General features: G+C 60.0%; 13 protein-coding genes. 6 read left to right on the forward strand and 7 right to left on the reverse strand.

Going from position 1 to position 17,294, the window contains the following annotated elements; all coding sequences use genetic code 11:
- Positions 1-12: 12 nt before the first annotated feature.
- The 4 genes from KGA97_RS12235 to KGA97_RS12250 form a co-directional block, all read right to left on the reverse strand.
- Positions 13-1,887 (reverse strand): MFS transporter, encoded by a 1,875-nt coding sequence (locus KGA97_RS12235; RefSeq protein WP_008042106.1) that lies wholly within the window; start codon positions 1,885-1,887, stop codon positions 13-15.
- 86 nt (positions 1,888-1,973) lie between these two features.
- Positions 1,974-3,122, reverse strand: coding sequence for a TDT family transporter (locus KGA97_RS12240; RefSeq protein WP_223480845.1), 1,149 nt, complete (start codon positions 3,120-3,122; stop codon positions 1,974-1,976).
- 105 nt (positions 3,123-3,227) lie between these two features.
- A complete protein-coding gene (locus tag KGA97_RS12245) occupies positions 3,228-3,539 on the reverse strand; it encodes a cupin (RefSeq protein WP_207285335.1) in 312 nt (103 codons plus the stop codon).
- A gap of 34 nt (positions 3,540-3,573) precedes the next feature.
- The gene (locus tag KGA97_RS12250; protein ID WP_207285336.1) at positions 3,574-4,473 is read right to left on the reverse strand and encodes a LysR family transcriptional regulator; all 900 of its coding nucleotides are present in this window, start codon (positions 4,471-4,473) and stop codon (positions 3,574-3,576) included.
- Positions 4,474-4,633: 160 nt separating this feature from the next.
- On the opposite strand from KGA97_RS12250, the gene KGA97_RS12255 reads away from it, so the two are divergent.
- Positions 4,634-5,383: an SDR family NAD(P)-dependent oxidoreductase gene (locus KGA97_RS12255; protein WP_008043718.1), complete on the forward strand. Its 750-nt coding sequence runs from the start codon at positions 4,634-4,636 to the stop codon at positions 5,381-5,383.
- Positions 5,384-5,428: 45 nt separating this feature from the next.
- Here the strand turns inward: KGA97_RS12255 and KGA97_RS12260 are convergent, their stop codons facing one another.
- A complete protein-coding gene (locus tag KGA97_RS12260) occupies positions 5,429-6,625 on the reverse strand; it encodes an MFS transporter (RefSeq protein ID WP_223480846.1) in 1,197 nt (398 codons plus the stop codon).
- Between the two features lie 91 nt (positions 6,626-6,716).
- Here KGA97_RS12260 and KGA97_RS12265 point away from each other — a divergent pair, with 91 nt between their 5' ends.
- On the forward strand, positions 6,717-7,256 hold the full coding sequence (locus KGA97_RS12265) for a TetR/AcrR family transcriptional regulator (protein WP_008031824.1): 540 nt from the start codon (positions 6,717-6,719) through the stop codon (positions 7,254-7,256).
- Between the two features lie 151 nt (positions 7,257-7,407).
- Positions 7,408-10,878 (forward strand): hybrid sensor histidine kinase/response regulator, encoded by a 3,471-nt coding sequence (locus KGA97_RS12270; protein WP_008031826.1) that lies wholly within the window; start codon positions 7,408-7,410, stop codon positions 10,876-10,878.
- A gap of 116 nt (positions 10,879-10,994) precedes the next feature.
- Here the strand turns inward: KGA97_RS12270 and rmuC are convergent, their stop codons facing one another.
- Both rmuC and KGA97_RS12280 read right to left on the reverse strand, forming a co-directional pair.
- On the reverse strand, positions 10,995-12,359 hold the full coding sequence (rmuC, locus tag KGA97_RS12275; protein ID WP_207285394.1) for a DNA recombination protein RmuC: 1,365 nt from the start codon (positions 12,357-12,359) through the stop codon (positions 10,995-10,997).
- A 175-nt stretch (positions 12,360-12,534) separates the two neighbouring features.
- A complete protein-coding gene (locus KGA97_RS12280) occupies positions 12,535-12,858 on the reverse strand; it encodes a sel1 repeat family protein (RefSeq protein ID WP_032832831.1) in 324 nt (107 codons plus the stop codon).
- Positions 12,859-13,855: 997 nt separating this feature from the next.
- Here KGA97_RS12280 and KGA97_RS12285 point away from each other — a divergent pair.
- From KGA97_RS12285 to KGA97_RS12295, 3 genes are all read left to right on the forward strand, one after another.
- Positions 13,856-14,080: a hypothetical protein gene (locus tag KGA97_RS12285; RefSeq protein WP_008031832.1), complete on the forward strand. Its 225-nt coding sequence runs from the start codon at positions 13,856-13,858 to the stop codon at positions 14,078-14,080.
- A gap of 1,280 nt (positions 14,081-15,360) precedes the next feature.
- Positions 15,361-15,843 (forward strand): hypothetical protein, encoded by a 483-nt coding sequence (locus KGA97_RS12290; RefSeq protein ID WP_008033583.1) that lies wholly within the window; start codon positions 15,361-15,363, stop codon positions 15,841-15,843.
- Positions 15,844-15,989: 146 nt separating this feature from the next.
- Positions 15,990-17,270 (forward strand): OmpP1/FadL family transporter, encoded by a 1,281-nt coding sequence (locus KGA97_RS12295; RefSeq protein WP_008039174.1) that lies wholly within the window; start codon positions 15,990-15,992, stop codon positions 17,268-17,270.
- Positions 17,271-17,294: the final 24 nt, after the last annotated feature.

The raw sequence follows: 17,294 nt of genomic DNA on the forward strand, positions 1-17,294 counted from the left end.
CATCGACAGGGATCAGCGGACAGCGCCGCGCAACTCTCCGACCATCCCTTGCAGCTTCGCCGGCTCCGCCGCTTCTACCGCCACCGCCGGCCCCGCCACCAGAGTCACCCGCGACCACAGCCGACGGAACAGGCCCTTGTCGGGATCGCGACTGAAGAAACTCCCCCACAACCCCTGCAATGCCAATGGAATCACTGGCACCGGCGTCTCTTCGAGAATCCGCGTCAACCCGCCCTTGAACTCGTTGATCTCGCCATCGGCGGTCAATTTTCCTTCAGGGAAGATGCACACCAGCTCACCGTCCTTCAGATATTGAGCAATACGCGTGAAGGCCTTTTCGTAAATCTGAATGTCTTCCTGACGTCCCGCGATCGGAATCGTCCCGGCCGTGCGGAAGATAAAGTTCAGCACCGGCAGGTTGTAGATCTTGTAATACATCACAAAGCGAATCGGCCGACGCACCGCGCCGCCAATCAGCAGCGCGTCGACAAAAGACACGTGGTTGCACACCAGCAACGCCGCGCCTTCATCCGGAATCAGCTCCAGATTGCGATGCTCCACGCGGTACATGGAATGGCTGAGCAGCCAGATCATGAAACGCATGCTGAACTCGGGGACGATCTTGAAGATGTAGGCGTTGACGCCGATGTTCAGCAGCGACACCACCAGGAACAGGTGCGGGATCGACAGCTTGGCCAGGCTCAGCAGCACGATCGAGACAATCGCCGAGACCACCATGAACAGCGCGTTGAGAATATTGTTGGCGGCAATCACCCGCGCCCGCTCGTTCTCCGGGGTGCGCGACTGGATCAGCGCGTACAGCGGCACGATGTAGAAACCACCGAAAACCCCGAGACCGAGAATGTCGATCAATACCAGCCAGGTGTGGCCAAAGCCAAGGATTTCGATCCAGCCATGGCCGTCGACACTCTCGGGAATTCCACCGGAATGCCACCACAGCAGCAATCCGAATACCGTCAGGCCAAACGAGCCGAACGGCACCAGACCGATCTCGACTTTGCGTCCGGACAGTCTTTCGCAGAGCAGCGAGCCGAGTGCGATACCCACCGAGAACACGGTAAGAATCAGCGTCACCACGGTTTCGTCGCCGTGCATCCACTCCTTGGCGTACGCCGGGATTTGCGTCAGGTAAATCGCCCCGACAAACCAGAACCATGAGTTGCCGACAATCGAGCGCGACACCGCCGGCGTTTGTCCCAGGCCCAGTTTCAAGGTGGCCCAGGATTGACTGAAGATGTTCCAGTTCAGACGCATTTCCGGCGATGAGGCCGCCGCCCGCGGAATGCTGCGACTGGCCAGGTAACCGAGCACGGCAATGCCGATGATCGCCGTGGACACGATGGGCGCGTAATGCGCGGAGGACATCATGATCCCGGCGCCGATGGTCCCGGCGAGGATGGCCAGGAAGGTGCCCATTTCCACCAGACCGTTGCCGCCCACCAGCTCCTCTTCATGCAAGGCCTGGGGCAGGATCGAGTATTTCACCGGCCCGAACAGCGCCGAGTGCGTGCCCATGGCGAACAGCGCCAGCAGCATCAGCGACAGGTGATCGAAGACAAACCCCACCGCGCCGACCGCCATGATGGCGATTTCCCCGAGCTTGATCAGACGGATCAGCGCATCCTTGGCGAACTTTTCGCCAAACTGCCCGGCCAACGCCGAAAACAGAAAGAACGGCAAGATGAACAACAGCGCACACAAATTGACCCAGATCGAGCGATCCCCCTCGATGGTCAATTTGTACAGAATGGCGAGGATCAACGATTGCTTGAAGACGTTGTCGTTGAACGCCCCGAGGGACTGGGTCACGAAAAACGGCAGGAAGCGCCGGGTGCGAAGCAAGGTGAACTGTGAGGGGTGACTCATCTTCCGTGTGCCCTGATGTTGTTAGAGAGTGGCGTGGATACTGTGATTGGAATGCCGCACGCCGATCCAGGCCACACATTACCCGGTTATTTGTTTAAACCTGCAATGCACGGCGAGACAAACAACTCCCCCCGCCACGCGCCTTGTACCGTGCGTTTGGCAACGATCAGCCACATCACCGCCAGCAACGCCACCAGCACACAGCCAAAGGCATTGAAAAACGCCAGGTTCAACGTGCTTCCCAGTTTCAACGTTGCCAGAGAATAGACGCCCAGCGGAAAGGTGAAACCCCACCAGCCAAGGTTGAACGGGATCCCGGCGCGCAGGTAACGCCCGGTGATCAGCAGCGCAATCAGCATCCACCACAAACCGAAGCCCCACAGCGTGATCCCCGCTACCAGCCCCAGCCCCGCCGCGATTTCACCCAGGCCGGCAAGCCCGTTGGCGGCGAAGATGGCCGGCGCGTCGGCGCCCAGCAGCAACATGCCCAGTGCCCCGGTGCCAATCGGGCCGAGCGCCAGCCAGCTCGACGCGGCCATGTTTTCGTGAGGCAGTTTGTGCAGCGCCATGCGCAGCATGAGAATTGTCAGAATGCTGAACGCCACCGGCAGGGAAAATGCCCAGAGCACATAGCTCGTCACCAACACCACCAGTTGCCCATGGGCCTCGGCCAAATGCGGCGCCAGCAACCCGCCACTGGCGGCCGCCACTTCCGCCGCCACCACTGGCAGCAGCCAAACGGCAGTCATCTGATCGATGCTGTGCTCCTGGCGGGTGAACATCATGTAGGGAATCAGCACACCGCAGGCCAGCGACATCGCCACGTCCAGCCACCACAGCAGCGCGGCCACATGGACGACACCTTCGCCCCAGCGCGACAGGCCAAACAGCAGGAAGCCATTGATGATGGTCGCCAACCCCATGGGAATCGTGCCGAAAAACATCGAGACCGTGGAGTGCCCGAAAATCCGCCGGGCCTCATCGAAGAACAGCACCCAGCGCGCCGCGTACAGCGCCGTGAACAAGATGAACAGACCGATATTGAACAGCCAAAGGGCTTCGGCGATCGCATGCAGACCCGGCGTCGCGCCAGGCAACTGGGCCAAGGCCAGCGCCAGAACGCCCGTGCCCATGGTCGCGGCGAACCAGTTCGGGGTGAACTGGCGGATGACCTCGCGCGGGTGCTGCAAATGACTGAAAGGTTTGTAAACGGGGGTGGCGTTGGGGCATGTCATAGCGAACTCCTGTCCTCTGTTGAGGTGGAGTTCAGGGTAGGTCCAAATCGAATATCTATATAACGGGTAATATCTCTAACTGTTATCTATTTTGTAGATATAGCATCAAACGCTGCCTTCCGATTCGATCACCAATATCCTCGCCACCCCCTGCGGATGCGCCACATGCTCGGTGCCCACCGAGGCGTAAAAGATATCGCCGACAGCCAACATCACCGCTTTCTCCTGGCCTGCTTCGCGATAGCGCATTTGCACCTGGCCATCGAGCACAACGAACACCTCCTCGCCATCATTCACATGCCACTTGTATGGCTGATCGGTCCAGTGCAGACGCGTGGTGATGCCGTTCATGTTGGCGATGTCCAGCGCTCCCCAGGCACGGTCAGCGGTGAAGGATTGGCTGCGAATGATCTTCATGGGCGGTCCGTCGAAAGAAATGGCGGTGCCAAGGCTAACCCAAACCGGCGAACAGCTGCGCCAGCCAATCGATAAATACCCGAACCCGGTTACTCAGGTGCCGGTTCGGCGGATACAACACGTGAAACGGATACCGGGGCGGGCGCCAGTCCTGAAGAATCGGCACCAGCTCGCCACGCTCGATGTGCGGTTGCACGGTGTAAGTGAACGTGTGGATCACCCCAAGACCCGCCAGCCCTGAGGCCAGATGGGCATTGCTCTCGTTGACACTGAAAGCTCCCTGCCCCCGAATCTCGAACTTTTCACCGTTGCGCTCGAATCGCGCCGGCATTACCCGCCCGGTACGCGCCGAGTGATAACTGACGATGCGATGATTTTTCTCAAGGTCTCGCGGGTCCATCGGAAAGCCAAAACGTTCGAGATAGCCGGGGGTGGCGCAAGTGGTCCATGACGACAGGCCCAGGGGTCGCGCAGCCATGGAGAGTTCGGTCAATGGCCCGCCGCGAATCACGCAATCGACGTTTTCGCTGATCAGGTCCACGGGCCGATCGCTGACACCCAACTCGACCTGGATGTCCGGGTATCGGGCATAGAAATCCGGCAATGCGGGGATGATCAGGATCGTCGCCACCGAGCCGCCGACATCGACGCGAATCCTGCCGCGCGGGTGGCCCTGGGCACTGGCGAAACTGTTGTCCAGATCGTCCAGCTCCACCATCAACTGCAAGGCGCGCTCGTAGTAAGCCATGCCATCCGCCGTCACCGTCAGCCGGCGCGTGGTGCGCTGTAACAGCCGCGCACCGAGGTGTTCTTCAAGCTCGGCCACCAGTTTGCTGACCGAGGTTTTTGGCATGTTCAGCGAGTCGGCGGCCCTGGTAAACGAACCGGCCTGCACGACGCGGGAGAAAACACGCATGGCCAACAGTTGATTCATGACAGACATCTCAAGGGACGAGCCTTGAGTATTGTCCACAACCATGTACAAACAAACCCGATTCAGGCGATTTTTCCGATGAATCTTCCGGCATAGAGTTTGTTCAACGGCGCACGACAGTGCCAGGAACTTCCTTAACGACTCAGCGGAGATTCACCTCATGAGCAACACACTCACAGGCAAGGTTGCACTGATCACTGGCGGCACCACCGGCATCGGCCTGGCATCGGCTCAAGCGTTCGTCGACCAAGGCGCCACGGTGTTCATCACCGGCCGCCGCCAGGCCGAGCTGGATGCGGCAGTCAGCAGCATCGGTCACAACGTCACCGGGATTCAGGGCGACGTCGCGAACCTTGCCGACCTGGACCGCATCTTCGACGTGATCAGGACCAAGGCCGGTACTCTGGACATCGTCTTTGCCAATGCGGGCGGTGGCGACATGTTGCCCCTCGGCGCGATTACCGAGGAACACTTCGACCGGATTTTCGGCGTCAACGTCAAAGGCCTGCTGTTCACCGTGCAGAAATCACTGCCGCTGCTCAAGGACGGCGGTTCGGTGATTCTCACCGCGTCCACGACCGCCACCAAAGGCACGGAAAACTTCAGCGTCTACAGCGCCAGCAAAGCGGCGGTGCGCAACTTTGCCCGCTCCTGGTTGCTGGATTTGAAAGCCCGCAGGATTCGCGTCAATGTCATCAGCCCCGGCCCGATTCACACGCCCGGCCTGACCGAACTTGCGCCAGCAGACCAGCAGCAGGGGTTGCTGGATTACCTCGCCAGCCAAGTGCCGATTGGCCGTCTTGGAACGCCATCGGAAGTGGGCAAAGCCGCGGTGTTCCTCGCCTCGGATGACAGCAGCTTCATCAATGGGATCGAGTTGTTCGTCGATGGCGGATTTGCACAGATTTGATCGCTGCACACAAAAACGCGGCGCCTTGAACGGCGCCGCGTTTTTTTATGGATGACCGGTCGCGCTGCACACTTCGGCAGGTCGCGGCCGCATCAACGCCAGCAACGCACCGACCGACAGGACAATCAGCACGGCACCATAACCATCGGTGGTCGCCACCAGGCCAAACGTGCGCGTCAGATTCCCCGCCAGCAACGACGGCAAGCAGAACGCCAGGTAACTGAGCACGTAATACGCCGACATCAACCCGGCCCGCTCATGGGGCTGCGCCAGCGGAACCAGACTGCGCACCGCGCCGAGGAAACCGGCGCCGAATCCGCAACCGGCCACCAGCGTGCCGAGGAAAAACAATGCCAGGCTGGCGCTGTGCACGCCCAGCAACAGCAACACGAGGCCGATGGGCAGTAACGTGCCGCCCAGCAATAGCCCTTTGGCAGCAGGCCGGTTGCGCAGGGTAAAGATCATCAGCGCGCCGGTCAGCGTCAATGCGGCGACTGCCGCTCCCCCCATCAGGTTCGAGGTGGAACCGGTGGCCGTGCGCAGCAACGAAGGGCCGAGCGAGGCATAAAAACCGCCGAGTGCCCAGGTCGCGATATTCAGCGGCAACACTCGCCACAAGGTCGAGCGAGCCTGGGTCGGCACATGCAGGGTCGGACGCAACGAGGCCCATGCCCCCGGTTGCGAACTGACGCTTTCCGGCAAGCGCCAGACATACAGCGCCTGCATCACAAACAGCGCGAACAACACCCAATAAGTGAGCTGCAGCGGCAGCGGTGCAAACTCGGCCAGCAAGCCGCACCCCACGGCGCCAACCGCCATACCAAGCAGCGGCGCGACACTGTTGATCAGCGGCCCCTGCTGGCGATCGGTGTCCAGCAGCGCGGCGCTCAATACGGCGGTGGCCATCCCGGTCGCGAACCCCTGAAGCACCCGCGCGCCGATCAACCACGCCACGCTGTCGGCATTGATAAACAGCAGCATCGCCAACAGGTTCAGCAGGACGGCGCTGAAAATGACCGGTTTGCGTCCCAGGTAGTCCGAGAGCGAACCGACCGTCAGCAGCGCCACCAGCAGACTGATGGCGTAGATGCCGAAAATCACGGTCAAGGTTGCTGCCGAGAAATGCAGCTGCTCCTGATACAAGTGATACAACGGCGTCGGCGCCGTGGAAGCGGCGAGAAAACTCAGTAAAGTGATCGCCAGAAACCACAGGGTTGAACGGCTGGAAACAGAACTCGACATGCGCACACTCCGCAAAAGCTAACTTTTTGCTTTTGCGGAGTGTGCTACTCGTCTGCGCTTAAAGCAAATTCTTTGTGTTAAGGTCCGCTCCATGGCTATTAAAGAAGGTTTACGCCCCGGCGGCCGCAGCGCCCGGGTGCAAGAGTCGATTCATTCGGCAGTCCGTGCGCTCCTCGAAGAACAGGACCGCTCCACCGTGACCGTCCCGCAAATCGCGGCTCGCGCGGGGGTTACGCCGTCGACCATCTATCGGCGCTGGGGCGATCTGTCGGCGCTGCTGGCGGATGTCGCCCTGGCGCGCATGCAACCCGACAGCGAGCCTGCCAACACCGGCAGCCTGCGCGGAGATGTGCAGGCCTGGGCCGAGCAGTATCTGGACGAGATGAGCTCCGAACCTGGCCGCAACATGCTGCGCGATGTGCAATCGAGCCCGACGCCGGGTCTGTGTGTGACGATCATTGGCGGGCAGTTGCAGATGATTCTGGATCGTTATCCGGATCAGCCGAAACCGGGTGTTGATCGGCTGATCAATCTGATGGCGGCGCCTACGGTGTTTCGCATTCTGTTTTCGCCGGCGCCGCTCGAGGTTGAGGAGTTGCATCGGTTGATCGAGATTGCGTTCAGTCAGTGATGACGCCTTCGCGGGCAAGCCTCGCTCCTACAAGAGCAACCCTGCGACACCCCGCCACTCCACGACCTTGGTCGACACTGACTAACGCGGACGGTCGTGCGAGACTGTCTGTCCGGGCTGTCGTCCCGTGTGTCTTTTGTCTGGAGTTTCCATGTCGCTGTCCAGCGGGCTGATCGCCGCCGTCGCCCTGGCCTATATGGCCATCATGTTCGCCATCGCCTTCTACGGTGACCGTCGCAGCGCGCCGCTGCCGCCGCGAGTGCGCGCCTGGGTGTACAGCCTGTCGCTGGCGGTCTATTGCACCAGTTGGACGTTCTTCGGCGCCGTCGGCCAGGCCGCCGAACAACTCTGGTCGTTCCTGCCGATCTACCTCGGGCCGATCCTGCTGCTGGTCTGCGCGCCGTGGGTCCTGCAAAAAATGGTGATGATCAGCAAGCAGGAGAACATCACCTCCATTGCCGACTTCATCGCCGCCCGATACGGCAAATCCCAGTCACTGGCGATTGTCGTGGCGCTGATCTGCCTGGTCGGCGTGCTGCCCTACATCGCGCTGCAACTCAAAGGCATCGTGCTCGGGGTGAACCTGTTGATCGGTGCCGGTGCCGACGCCATGGGCACCCGCGCCCAGGACACGGCGCTGATTGTGTCGCTGGTGCTGGCGTTGTTTACCATCGTCTTCGGTACGCGCAACCTCGACGCCACCGAACACCACCGTGGCATGGTGCTGGCGATTGCGTTCGAGTCCCTGGTCAAGCTGTTCGCGTTTCTCGCGGTGGGTGCGTTCGTGACCTACGGCTTGTACGACGGTTTCGACGACCTCTTCGACCAGGCCATGCTCGCGCCGCGCCTTGAAGCCTACTGGAAGGAAACCATCAACTGGCCATCGATGGTGGTGCAGACCGGCGTGGCGATGATGGCGATCATCTGCCTGCCCCGGCAGTTCCACGTGACCGTGGTGGAAAACATCGACCCGCAGGATTTGCGCCTGGCCAAGTGGGTGTTTCCGGCGTACCTCGCGTTGGCGGCATTGTTTGTCGTGCCGATTGCGTTGGCCGGCCAGATGCTGCTGCCAAGTTCAGTGTTGCCGGATTCCTTTGTGATCAGCCTGCCACTGGCCCAGGCCCATCCCGCACTGGCGATGCTGGCCTTTATCGGCGGTGCTTCGGCGGCGACCGGCATGGTGATTGTTGCCAGCGTGGCGCTGTCGACCATGGTCTCCAATGACATGCTGTTGCCGTGGCTGCTGCGTCGCAACAATGCCGAGCGACCGTTCGAAGTGTTCCGCCAGTGGATGCTCTCGGTGCGCCGCGTCAGCATCGTGGTGATTTTGCTGCTGGCGTACGTCAGCTATCGACTGCTGGGCTCGACCGCGAGCCTGGCGACCATCGGCCAGATCGCCTTTGCCGCCGTGACCCAACTGGCCCCGGCCATGCTTGGCGCGCTGTACTGGAAACAGGCCAACCGCCGTGGCGTGTTCGCCGGCCTCGCCGCCGGTACGTTCCTGTGGTTTTACACGCTGATTCTGCCGATTGCCGCGCACAGCCTCGGCGTGTCGTTGAGCACGTTCCCCGGGCTGGCGTGGTTGCACAGCAATCCGCTGAACCTGCCGCTCACTCCGCTGACCCAAGGCGTGGTGTTGTCGCTGGCGGCCAACTTCACACTGTTTGCCTGGGTGTCGGTGCTGTCACGCACAAGGGTTTCGGAGCACTGGCAGGCCGGGCGTTTCATCGGCCAGGAAATCAGTGCCCGCCCCAGCGCGCGCTCAATGCTGGCAGTGCAAATCGAAGATCTGCTGCAACTCGCGGCACGGTTTGTCGGTGAAGAACGCGCCCGTCAGAGTTTTATCCGTTTCGCCTATCGCCAAGGCAAAGGCTTCAACCCCAACCAGAACGCCGACAGCGAGTGGATCGCCCATACCGAACGTTTGCTGGCCGGTGTACTGGGTGCTTCTTCGACCCGGGCGGTGGTAAAAGCCGCCATCGAAGGGCGGGAAATGCAACTTGAGGACGTCGTGCGCATCGCCGACGAAGCCTCGGAAGTGCTGCAATTCAACCGTGCCTTGCTGCAAGGCGCGATCGAGAACATCACCCAGGGCATCAGCGTGGTCGACCAGTCGCTGCGGCTGGTGGCGTGGAACCGGCGTTATCTGGAACTGTTCAATTACCCGGATGGCTTGATCAGCGTCGGTCGACCGATTGCCGACATCATTCGCTACAACGCCGAGCGTGGTCTGTGCGGGCCGGGTGAAGCGGAAGTGCACGTCGCACGCCGATTGCACTGGATGCGTCAGGGCCGTGCCCACACCTCTGAAAGACTTTTCCCCAATGGCCGTGTGATTGAGTTGATCGGCAACCCGATGCCGGGCGGCGGTTTTGTCATGAGCTTCACCGACATCACCGCGTTCCGCGAAGCCGAGCAGGCGCTGACCGAAGCCAACGAAGGCCTGGAGCGACGGGTCACCGAGCGCACCCACGAGTTGTCGCAACTCAACGTGGCCCTGACCGAAGCCAAGGGCACCGCCGAGTCGGCCAACCAGTCGAAGACCCGCTTTCTCGCGGCGGTCAGCCACGACCTGATGCAACCGCTGAACGCCGCCCGACTGTTTTCTGCAGCCCTGTCCCATCAGGACGATGGCTTGTCCAGCGAAGCGCAGAAACTGGTTCATCACCTGGATTCATCACTGCGCTCGGCCGAAGACCTGATCAGCGATTTGCTGGACATTTCCCGCCTGGAAAACGGCAAGATCAACCCGGAGCCGAAACCGTTCGTGCTCAATGAGCTGTTCGATATTCTTGGCGCGGAATTCAAGGCGCTGGCCCGGGACCAGGGGCTCAAATTCCGCGTTCGCGGCAGTACGCTGCGGGTCGACAGTGACATCAAACTGTTGCGGCGGATCTTGCAGAACTTCCTGACCAACGCCTTTCGCTACGCCAAGGGGCCAGTGCTTTTAGGGGTTCGCCGGCACAAGGGTGAACTGTGCCTTGAGGTCTGGGACCGTGGTCCGGGGATCCCGGAAGACAAACTGAAAGTGATTTTCGAGGAGTTCAAACGCCTCGACAGCCACCAGACCCGTGCCGAGAAAGGCCTGGGCCTGGGCCTGGCGATTGCTGACGGGCTGTGTCGCGTTCTGGGCCACACCTTGCAAGTGCGTTCCTGGCCGGGGCGCGGCAGCGTGTTCAGCGTCAGCGTGCCGTTGGCTCAGGCGCAAATCGCGGCGCCGGCCAACGTCACCGAACTCAACGGCAAACTCCTGAGCGGTGCGCAGGTGCTGTGCATCGACAACGAGGACAGCATCCTTATAGGCATGAACAGTTTGCTGACCCGCTGGGGTTGTCAGGTCTGGACAGCGCGCAATCGCGACGAATGCGCGGCGTTGCTCAGCGATGGCGTACGTCCGCAATTGGCGCTGGTGGATTATCACCTGGACGACGGCGAGACCGGGACCGAGTTGATGGCGTGGCTGCGCACCCGTTTGGGCGAGCCGGTGCCCGGTGTGGTGATCAGCGCCGATGGGCATCCCGAGACGGTGGCGCAGGTGCATGCGGCGGGGTTGGATTACCTGGCCAAACCGGTGAAACCGGCGGCGTTGCGGGCGTTGTTGAGTCGGCATTTGCCGTTGTAGATCGGCAGGTTTTTAGTGATGTGGTGTTTTGACGGACGCCATCGCCGGCAAGCCGGCTCCTACAGTTGAGAACGCGGTTTACTGTAGGAGCTGGCTTGCCGGCGATGCTTTTGAGATTACTCGGGCAACTCGACCAGGCCATCAACATCCGTCATCGCCCGCTCCAACAGGTCCGCCGGCAGACTCTTGCTGGCCCGCGCGCCGAGCAACTTGAGCTGTTCGCTGCGGCTGACCAGGTTGCCACGGCCTTCCGTCAGCTTGTTGCGCGCTGAGCTGTAGGCCTTGTCCAGTTGCTGCAAGCGATTGCCGACTTCATCCAGGTCCTGAATGAACAACACGAACTTGTCGTACAGCCACCCTGCCCGCTCGGCGATTTCCCGGGCGTTCTGACTCTGCCGTTCCTGCTTCCACAGGCTGTCGATGACACGCAGGGTGGCCAGTAACGTGGTCGGGCTGACGATCACGATGTTGCGGTCGAACGCTTCCTGAAACAGCGTTGGCTCCGCCTGCAACGCCGCGGAAAACGCCGCTTCGATGGGCACGAACAGCAAGACGAAATCCAGGCTATGCAAGCCGTCGAGCCGTTTGTAATCCTTGCCGGCCAGACCTTTGACGTGGTTGCGCAGCGACAGCACGTGCTGCTTGATGGCGATCTGGCCGATGGCATCGTCTTCGGCCGCCACGTATTGCTGATAGGCCGTCAGGCTGACCTTGGAGTCGACCACCACCTGCTTGTCGCCAGGCAGATAAATGATCACGTCCGGCTGGAACCGCTCGCCATCCGGGCCCTTGAGATTGACCTGGGTCTGATACTCGCGGCCCTTCTCCAGACCGGCGTGCTCAAGCACCCGCTCGAGAATCAGCTCCCCCCAGTTACCCTGGGTCTTCTGCCCTTTCAAGGCGCGGGTCAGGTTGGTCGCTTCGTCGCTCAGGCGCAGGTTCAGCTGTTGCAGACGCTCCAGCTCCTTGGCCAGCGAAAAGCGTTCGCGCGCCTCGGCCTGATAGCTTTCCTCGACGCGTTTTTCAAACGACTGGATGCGCTCTTTCAACGGATCGAGCAACTGCCCCAAACGCTGCTGACTGGTTTCGGCGAAGCGCTGCTCGCGCTCGTCGAAGATCTTGCCGGCCAGCTCGGCGAACTGGGCACGCAGCTCGTCCCGCGAGCCTTGCAGGTCACTGAGACGCTGCTGATGGCTTTCCTGTTGCTCACGCAGCTCGGCATTCAGCGAGGCGGCTTGAGCGTCCAGGCGACGCAACTCAACGTCTTTGCCGGCGCGCTCAATGTTCCAGGCATGAGCGGCGTCGCGGGCGTCATCACGTTCGATCTGCAGCAGTTCGACTTCACGGCGCAAGGCGGCGAGGTCTGCCTGCTTGGTGGCGTTGGCCTGCCCCAGGTCAGCGATTTCGTCGCGAGCAGCTTCGAGCTGGGCATTCAGCCCGTCCTGTGCCAGGTTGGCCATGGCCAGACGCTCTTCCAGCAATGCAACCTCTGACTGCGAGGTGCTCGCACGGCGCTGAAGTTGCCAGGCCAATGCCAGCAACGGCAGTGCAGCACCCGCCAGACCGAGCAATATGCTGGTCAAGTCCATCGCCATAGCCATTCCTGCCCGTTCGATAAAGCTTGAAGGTTAACCAAGGTGTCAGGTCTTGGACAGCTCAGTCTTCGATCAGACCGAGTTCCTGTTGAGCGCGCCGATCCCCGGCTCGCGCGGCCTGACGCAAGAGGTCCTGGCCGATACGGCGGTCCCGGGCATTCCCGCACTCACGGCACATCAACTGACCGAGACGGCTCTGCGCGGCCACCACGCCTTCACGCGCCGGCTGCTTGAGCAAACGCCCGGCGAAATGTTTGACGTTGTGGTTTTCGCCCAGGCGCGGGCTGTCCAGCAGCCATTCGGCCACACGCATCGAAAAGCGCTTGGGTGGGGTGACGCTGGTAGGTGTCGAGGTTGCGGGAGCTGGTACTGAGCGAAACTTCATAAAGCACTGTGGGGCAGATCGGAAGGCGCGCCACTCTACTCTTTTTTTCTTACAGGTAAAGCCTAAAAAAACCCGGCACGCCCGTCCTAGAGCAAGCGCTCGGGACAATCCACAGAAGCTGTGGATAACTCAGTGGACAACCGCCCTTGAACTCTCGCAAAGCCCTGTGGAATGGGGCTCGCAGTCAAACTGACGATTTTTTCACCAGTAAAAAAAACCGATGTTTTTCATTGACTTAAATTTTGGTTACAGGCACCCACTACGTTTGAAGGGCAGATGACAGTGGGGTGACAGTCCGCGCAACTTATGTGCACAAGTACCTTCGAGGCAGTTATATCCATGCGCTTTTTCGGCGCATTTTCTCACCTGACTTGGGGATAAACCCTGGCGAACCCATGATCCAGACCGGTTTCGAACCGACGAACGTCGACGACCGATGGTCGGAATCTGTGCCATTACAGGGCGAAACCGGCGCTCTCTGGCTGTGGGTAAGCGCCAGTCCGCACACGAATGGCGGCATTCGGGAGATGTTTTTGACTAACACACTTCCTTTCTGCAATTCAATCCGTTAGTATCCGCGGCGTTAGTACCAAGCTGAAAGTCAATTCTGGTCGAACAAATCCTCCCGGTCAGCCTTCCCAAAGGAAGCCTCAACCGAACAAGCGGGATCGACCACCTCGATGGTTTCCAGGTAAACCTTGCGCCAACACAGCCTTTGAATCGAAAGCAAAGGGTGTTGCGAAGCTCACTTACTCTGACCGAACCAGCCTGCAAATTGATCAGGATCTTCACCCCGGGCCCAGAACCTTTGCCCTTGATGTGTTGCCTGCCCTCCTAAGTACCTACCTGCCAGCCCAAGCGCGCCAACTTAATCAGCGCTTCAAACTGGCTGCTTTGTTCCAGTCGGGTTCTTCGTTCGACCAATGGTGGTCGTCGTCACTGGAACGTTTTAATTTTGCACGGTTCTTATCCGTGTCGCTTGTAGGAACACCCATTAATGACTACTCAAATCCACACCCAGGATGCCATTCGCACCCTAACCAACGCTTTTGCACCAATGAACTGCCTGATCATGGCCGCTCGCAAAGGCTGCTTCAGTTTCACTCTGGTCAACGAACACGGCATCGCTCGTCACAGCGAACGCCTGTACCCCGATCAATACTCCAGCGCCGAGCCGCTGCAGGCCGTGATCGAGCGTACCCGTCAGGCACTGGTTGCCTGAGACGCCAGAAACGCTGAAAACCTCAAAAGCCTCGCCTTGAAAAGCGGGGCTTTTTATTGCCTGTTGTTTGTGTGTGGGCTTTGGTTGGGTTTTGGTGGTGAGTACATATCCGGTTCTTCGGTCACGGCTGACATTGGTTTCGCCCTTACGGCGAGTCACTTGGAAGAGCCCCAAGTAACCAAGGGCTCTTGCCCCTTTCGTTCGGTGCCTCGTCTAGGCTCGGCATGCCCTCGCTCCGGTCCTGCTCCGTGGGCCCGCCACCATCGGCCATCCCTGGCCGGGGGCGGCTAACCCGGCATCCATGCCGGGTTGCCCACTGCGCAGAACCTCCACTCGGCCTCTCGAGGGGGCGCTCAGATCAAAAGCGGAAGGCGAGCTAACGCTCGGCCTGATGAGTGGTGGAAATCAAAAGCGCACGCGATTCCCTGTAGGAGCCGGCTTGCCGGCGAAAAGCGTCTGGGCAACGCGTTCATTCAGACAGCCCGCGTTATCGTTGGCGTCCATCGCCAGCAAGCTGGCTCCTACAAGGGAAATGCAGATGTGTTTGGATAAATACGATCAACTGTAGGAGCCGGCTTGCTGGCGATGGCGGTGGGTCAGTCAACGCATTTATCGCCTGAAAGGACGCTATCGCCAGCAAGCCGGCTCCTACAGGGGATCGGTGTACATGTCCGGAAAGAGTGAACGCATCAGAGAAGGAGAACGCGGACAGCTGAGAGCCAGGTCGGCTTTCAGGCCGCCTCGGCGGCTGTAGCGGTAGTCGCCCCCTCGAGAGGCCGAGCGCAGGTTCTGCGCAGTGGGCAACCCGGCATGGATGCCGGGTTAGCCGCGCACGGCCAGGGATGGCCGATCGCGGCGGGCCCACGGAGCAGGACCGGAGCGAGGGCATGTCGAGCACTAGCGAGGCACCGAACGAAAGGGGCAAGAGCACTTTGGTTACTTTGGGGCTTTTCCAAAGTGACTCGCTGTAAAAGCGAAACCAATAGCAGCCGTTACCCCAAGAATGGATATGCACCCAAACAAAAGAACACCCGCCCCCCTAAAAAACGGGTCTTTTTATTGCCCGATATTTCCCTTTTCGCAGCCGCCGCGTAAGCACTAACCGATATAACGGTTATAACTGTCTGCCGGAAATATTTTAAAAACAGACCTTTACAGCGCGAATATGACACTACACTTCAACTCAAGCGGCTTGAACCGCTTACGGCGAGCCTGAGTCGATCCACCCGCTGCCAACGCTAAGTTCAGGACTCGCCGACCACTTCTTGTTCGAGGGTTTTATGGGTATCGCTGCCAGCGAACTGTGCCGTTATGTGATCCGTCCGACACTGATCTACCTGGGACGCCATAGCGCGACCGCCGAATCCCTGCTGCTGGGCATCGCCGCCAGTCAGTCAGCCCTTGGTTCCGCCCTGCATGACCGCCGTGGACACGGCTTGTACCGAATCGCCGAACCCCGCCACCAGGCACTCTGGGACCATTACCTGGCACTTGATCCGGAACGCGCGAGCCTGGTGCGCGGACTGGCCAGCCAGCATGCGTTCCTCAGCGGCCCGCACCTCGAATTGACCGTAAACCTGCGTTACGCCACAGCCATCGCCTGGCTGCTGGTCGAAGAACAGAACACCCCCCTCCCCGAAGCAGACGACTTGCTGGGAATGGCCCGAATCTGGCGCCAGACCTTCCAGCCTCAAGGACGCCTGAGAGATTTCACCTACGCCTGGCAAACCTGTGTATCACCATTGAATCAAGTCGCCTGCTGAACCCCTCGCTTAACAAGATCGCCCAACAGGTCGCGATTTTGGTCGGATTGTCCTACAAAACCGCTCTAAATCAAGCAATACAGCCTATAGCGCTGGGACGAAAATGTTGGTAATTTTCGCCCCGGTGATCACCAGGAGTTCTAATAATGAAAAAAGTAATGCTCAAAACCACCCTTAGCCTCGCCGTTGCCTTGGCATCCACCCAAATCTTCGCAAGTGGTTTTGCCCTCAACGAACAAAGCATCAGTGGGATGGGCACTGGTTTTGCCGGGCGATCTTCTGCTGCCGACGACGCATCCACCGTTTTTGGCAACCCTGCCGGTATGTCTCGCCTCAAGCGCGAACAAGTGACCGGTGGTGTTGCATTTATCGACGCGCACGCTGACATCAGCGATGCAAGCTCCCGCCCGAATAGTGGTACCAACAAAGGTGACATGGTCCCTTTCATGGGCGTACCCATGGGCTACTACGTAAAGCCAATCGATGACCAGTGGGCTGTCGGTTTCGGCGTCTACGCACCATTCGGCCTGGTGACCGACTACGAGAACGGCTTCGCCGGCAAATACTTCGGCAGCAAGAGCGAAGTCACGATCGTCACCCTGCAGCCAACTGTCAGCTACGCCTTCAACGACAAGGTGTCCATCGGTTTCGGTCCGACCATCAACCGCATCGACGGCAAGCTGGAATCGAACCTGTCGCTGAACCCGCAGGCAGCGGACGGTACCGTCAAGATCAAGGGTGACGACACCGCTATCGGCTACAACATCGGCATCATGGTTCAAGCCCTCGAAAGCACTCGCCTCGGCCTGACCTATCACTCGAAAGTGAAGTACAAGCTGGACGGTGACACCAAGGTCAACTACGGCGTACTCGCGGCGCTGGGCCAGAACCCGAACCAGAAGTTCGACGCTTCGCTGGACATCACCACGCCTGAGTCCGTGGACTTCTCGGTCACTCATCAGCTGGACGACAAGTGGACCCTCTACGCAGGCAGCACCTGGACTCGCTGGAGCCGCCTGAAAGAAATCACCGTCGAGAACGAAGGCGTTCCTGCCGCTCTGGCAGCGCGCGGCCTTCGCACGATCACTGAAGAGCAGAACTGGCACGACACCTGGGCTCACGCCATCGGTGCTTCCTATCAGTTGAACAAGCAATGGGTGCTGCGTACCGGTCTGTCCGTCGACCAGGCGCCGACCAACAACGAAAACCGTTCCCCGCGCATTCCGACTGGCGATCGCAAGATCTTCAGCCTGGGCGCTGGCTGGAGCCCGACCGACGACCTGACCATCGACGTAGCGTATTCGTACCTGCGCGAAGAGTCGGTCAAGGTCAACAACAGCAACGGTGCTCCTCGCAACCAGACCTACAACGCCAAGTATGAAAACTGGGCGAACGGTTTCGGCATTGGTGCGACCTACCGCTTCTGATGTGATTCACGGCGAGCCTGAACC

Source organism: Pseudomonas sp. BF-B-15, assembly GCF_019946675.1.
GTDB lineage: Bacteria > Pseudomonadota > Gammaproteobacteria > Pseudomonadales > Pseudomonadaceae > Aquipseudomonas > Aquipseudomonas migulae.

Excerpts from the sequence above, each read along its gene's own strand:
- KGA97_RS12255 (WP_008043718.1), top strand. The coding sequence starts at position 4,634 with ATGAGCAACACACTCACAGGCAAGGTTGCACTGATCACTGGCGGCACC.
- KGA97_RS12290 (WP_008033583.1), top strand. The coding sequence starts at position 15,361 with ATGGGTATCGCTGCCAGCGAACTGTGCCGTTATGTGATCCGTCCGACA.
- KGA97_RS12285 (WP_008031832.1), top strand. The coding sequence starts at position 13,856 with ATGACTACTCAAATCCACACCCAGGATGCCATTCGCACCCTAACCAAC.
- KGA97_RS12260 (WP_223480846.1), bottom strand. The coding sequence starts at position 6,625 with ATGTCGAGTTCTGTTTCCAGCCGTTCAACCCTGTGGTTTCTGGCGATC.
- KGA97_RS12245 (WP_207285335.1), bottom strand. The coding sequence starts at position 3,539 with ATGAAGATCATTCGCAGCCAATCCTTCACCGCTGACCGTGCCTGGGGA.
- KGA97_RS12265 (WP_008031824.1), top strand. The coding sequence starts at position 6,717 with ATGGCTATTAAAGAAGGTTTACGCCCCGGCGGCCGCAGCGCCCGGGTG.
- KGA97_RS12270 (WP_008031826.1), top strand. The coding sequence starts at position 7,408 with ATGTCGCTGTCCAGCGGGCTGATCGCCGCCGTCGCCCTGGCCTATATG.
- KGA97_RS12280 (WP_032832831.1), bottom strand. The coding sequence starts at position 12,858 with ATGAAGTTTCGCTCAGTACCAGCTCCCGCAACCTCGACACCTACCAGC.
- KGA97_RS12250 (WP_207285336.1), bottom strand. The coding sequence starts at position 4,473 with ATGAATCAACTGTTGGCCATGCGTGTTTTCTCCCGCGTCGTGCAGGCC.
- KGA97_RS12295 (WP_008039174.1), top strand. The coding sequence starts at position 15,990 with ATGAAAAAAGTAATGCTCAAAACCACCCTTAGCCTCGCCGTTGCCTTG.
- KGA97_RS12240 (WP_223480845.1), bottom strand. The coding sequence starts at position 3,122 with ATGACATGCCCCAACGCCACCCCCGTTTACAAACCTTTCAGTCATTTG.
- KGA97_RS12235 (WP_008042106.1), bottom strand. The coding sequence starts at position 1,887 with ATGAGTCACCCCTCACAGTTCACCTTGCTTCGCACCCGGCGCTTCCTG.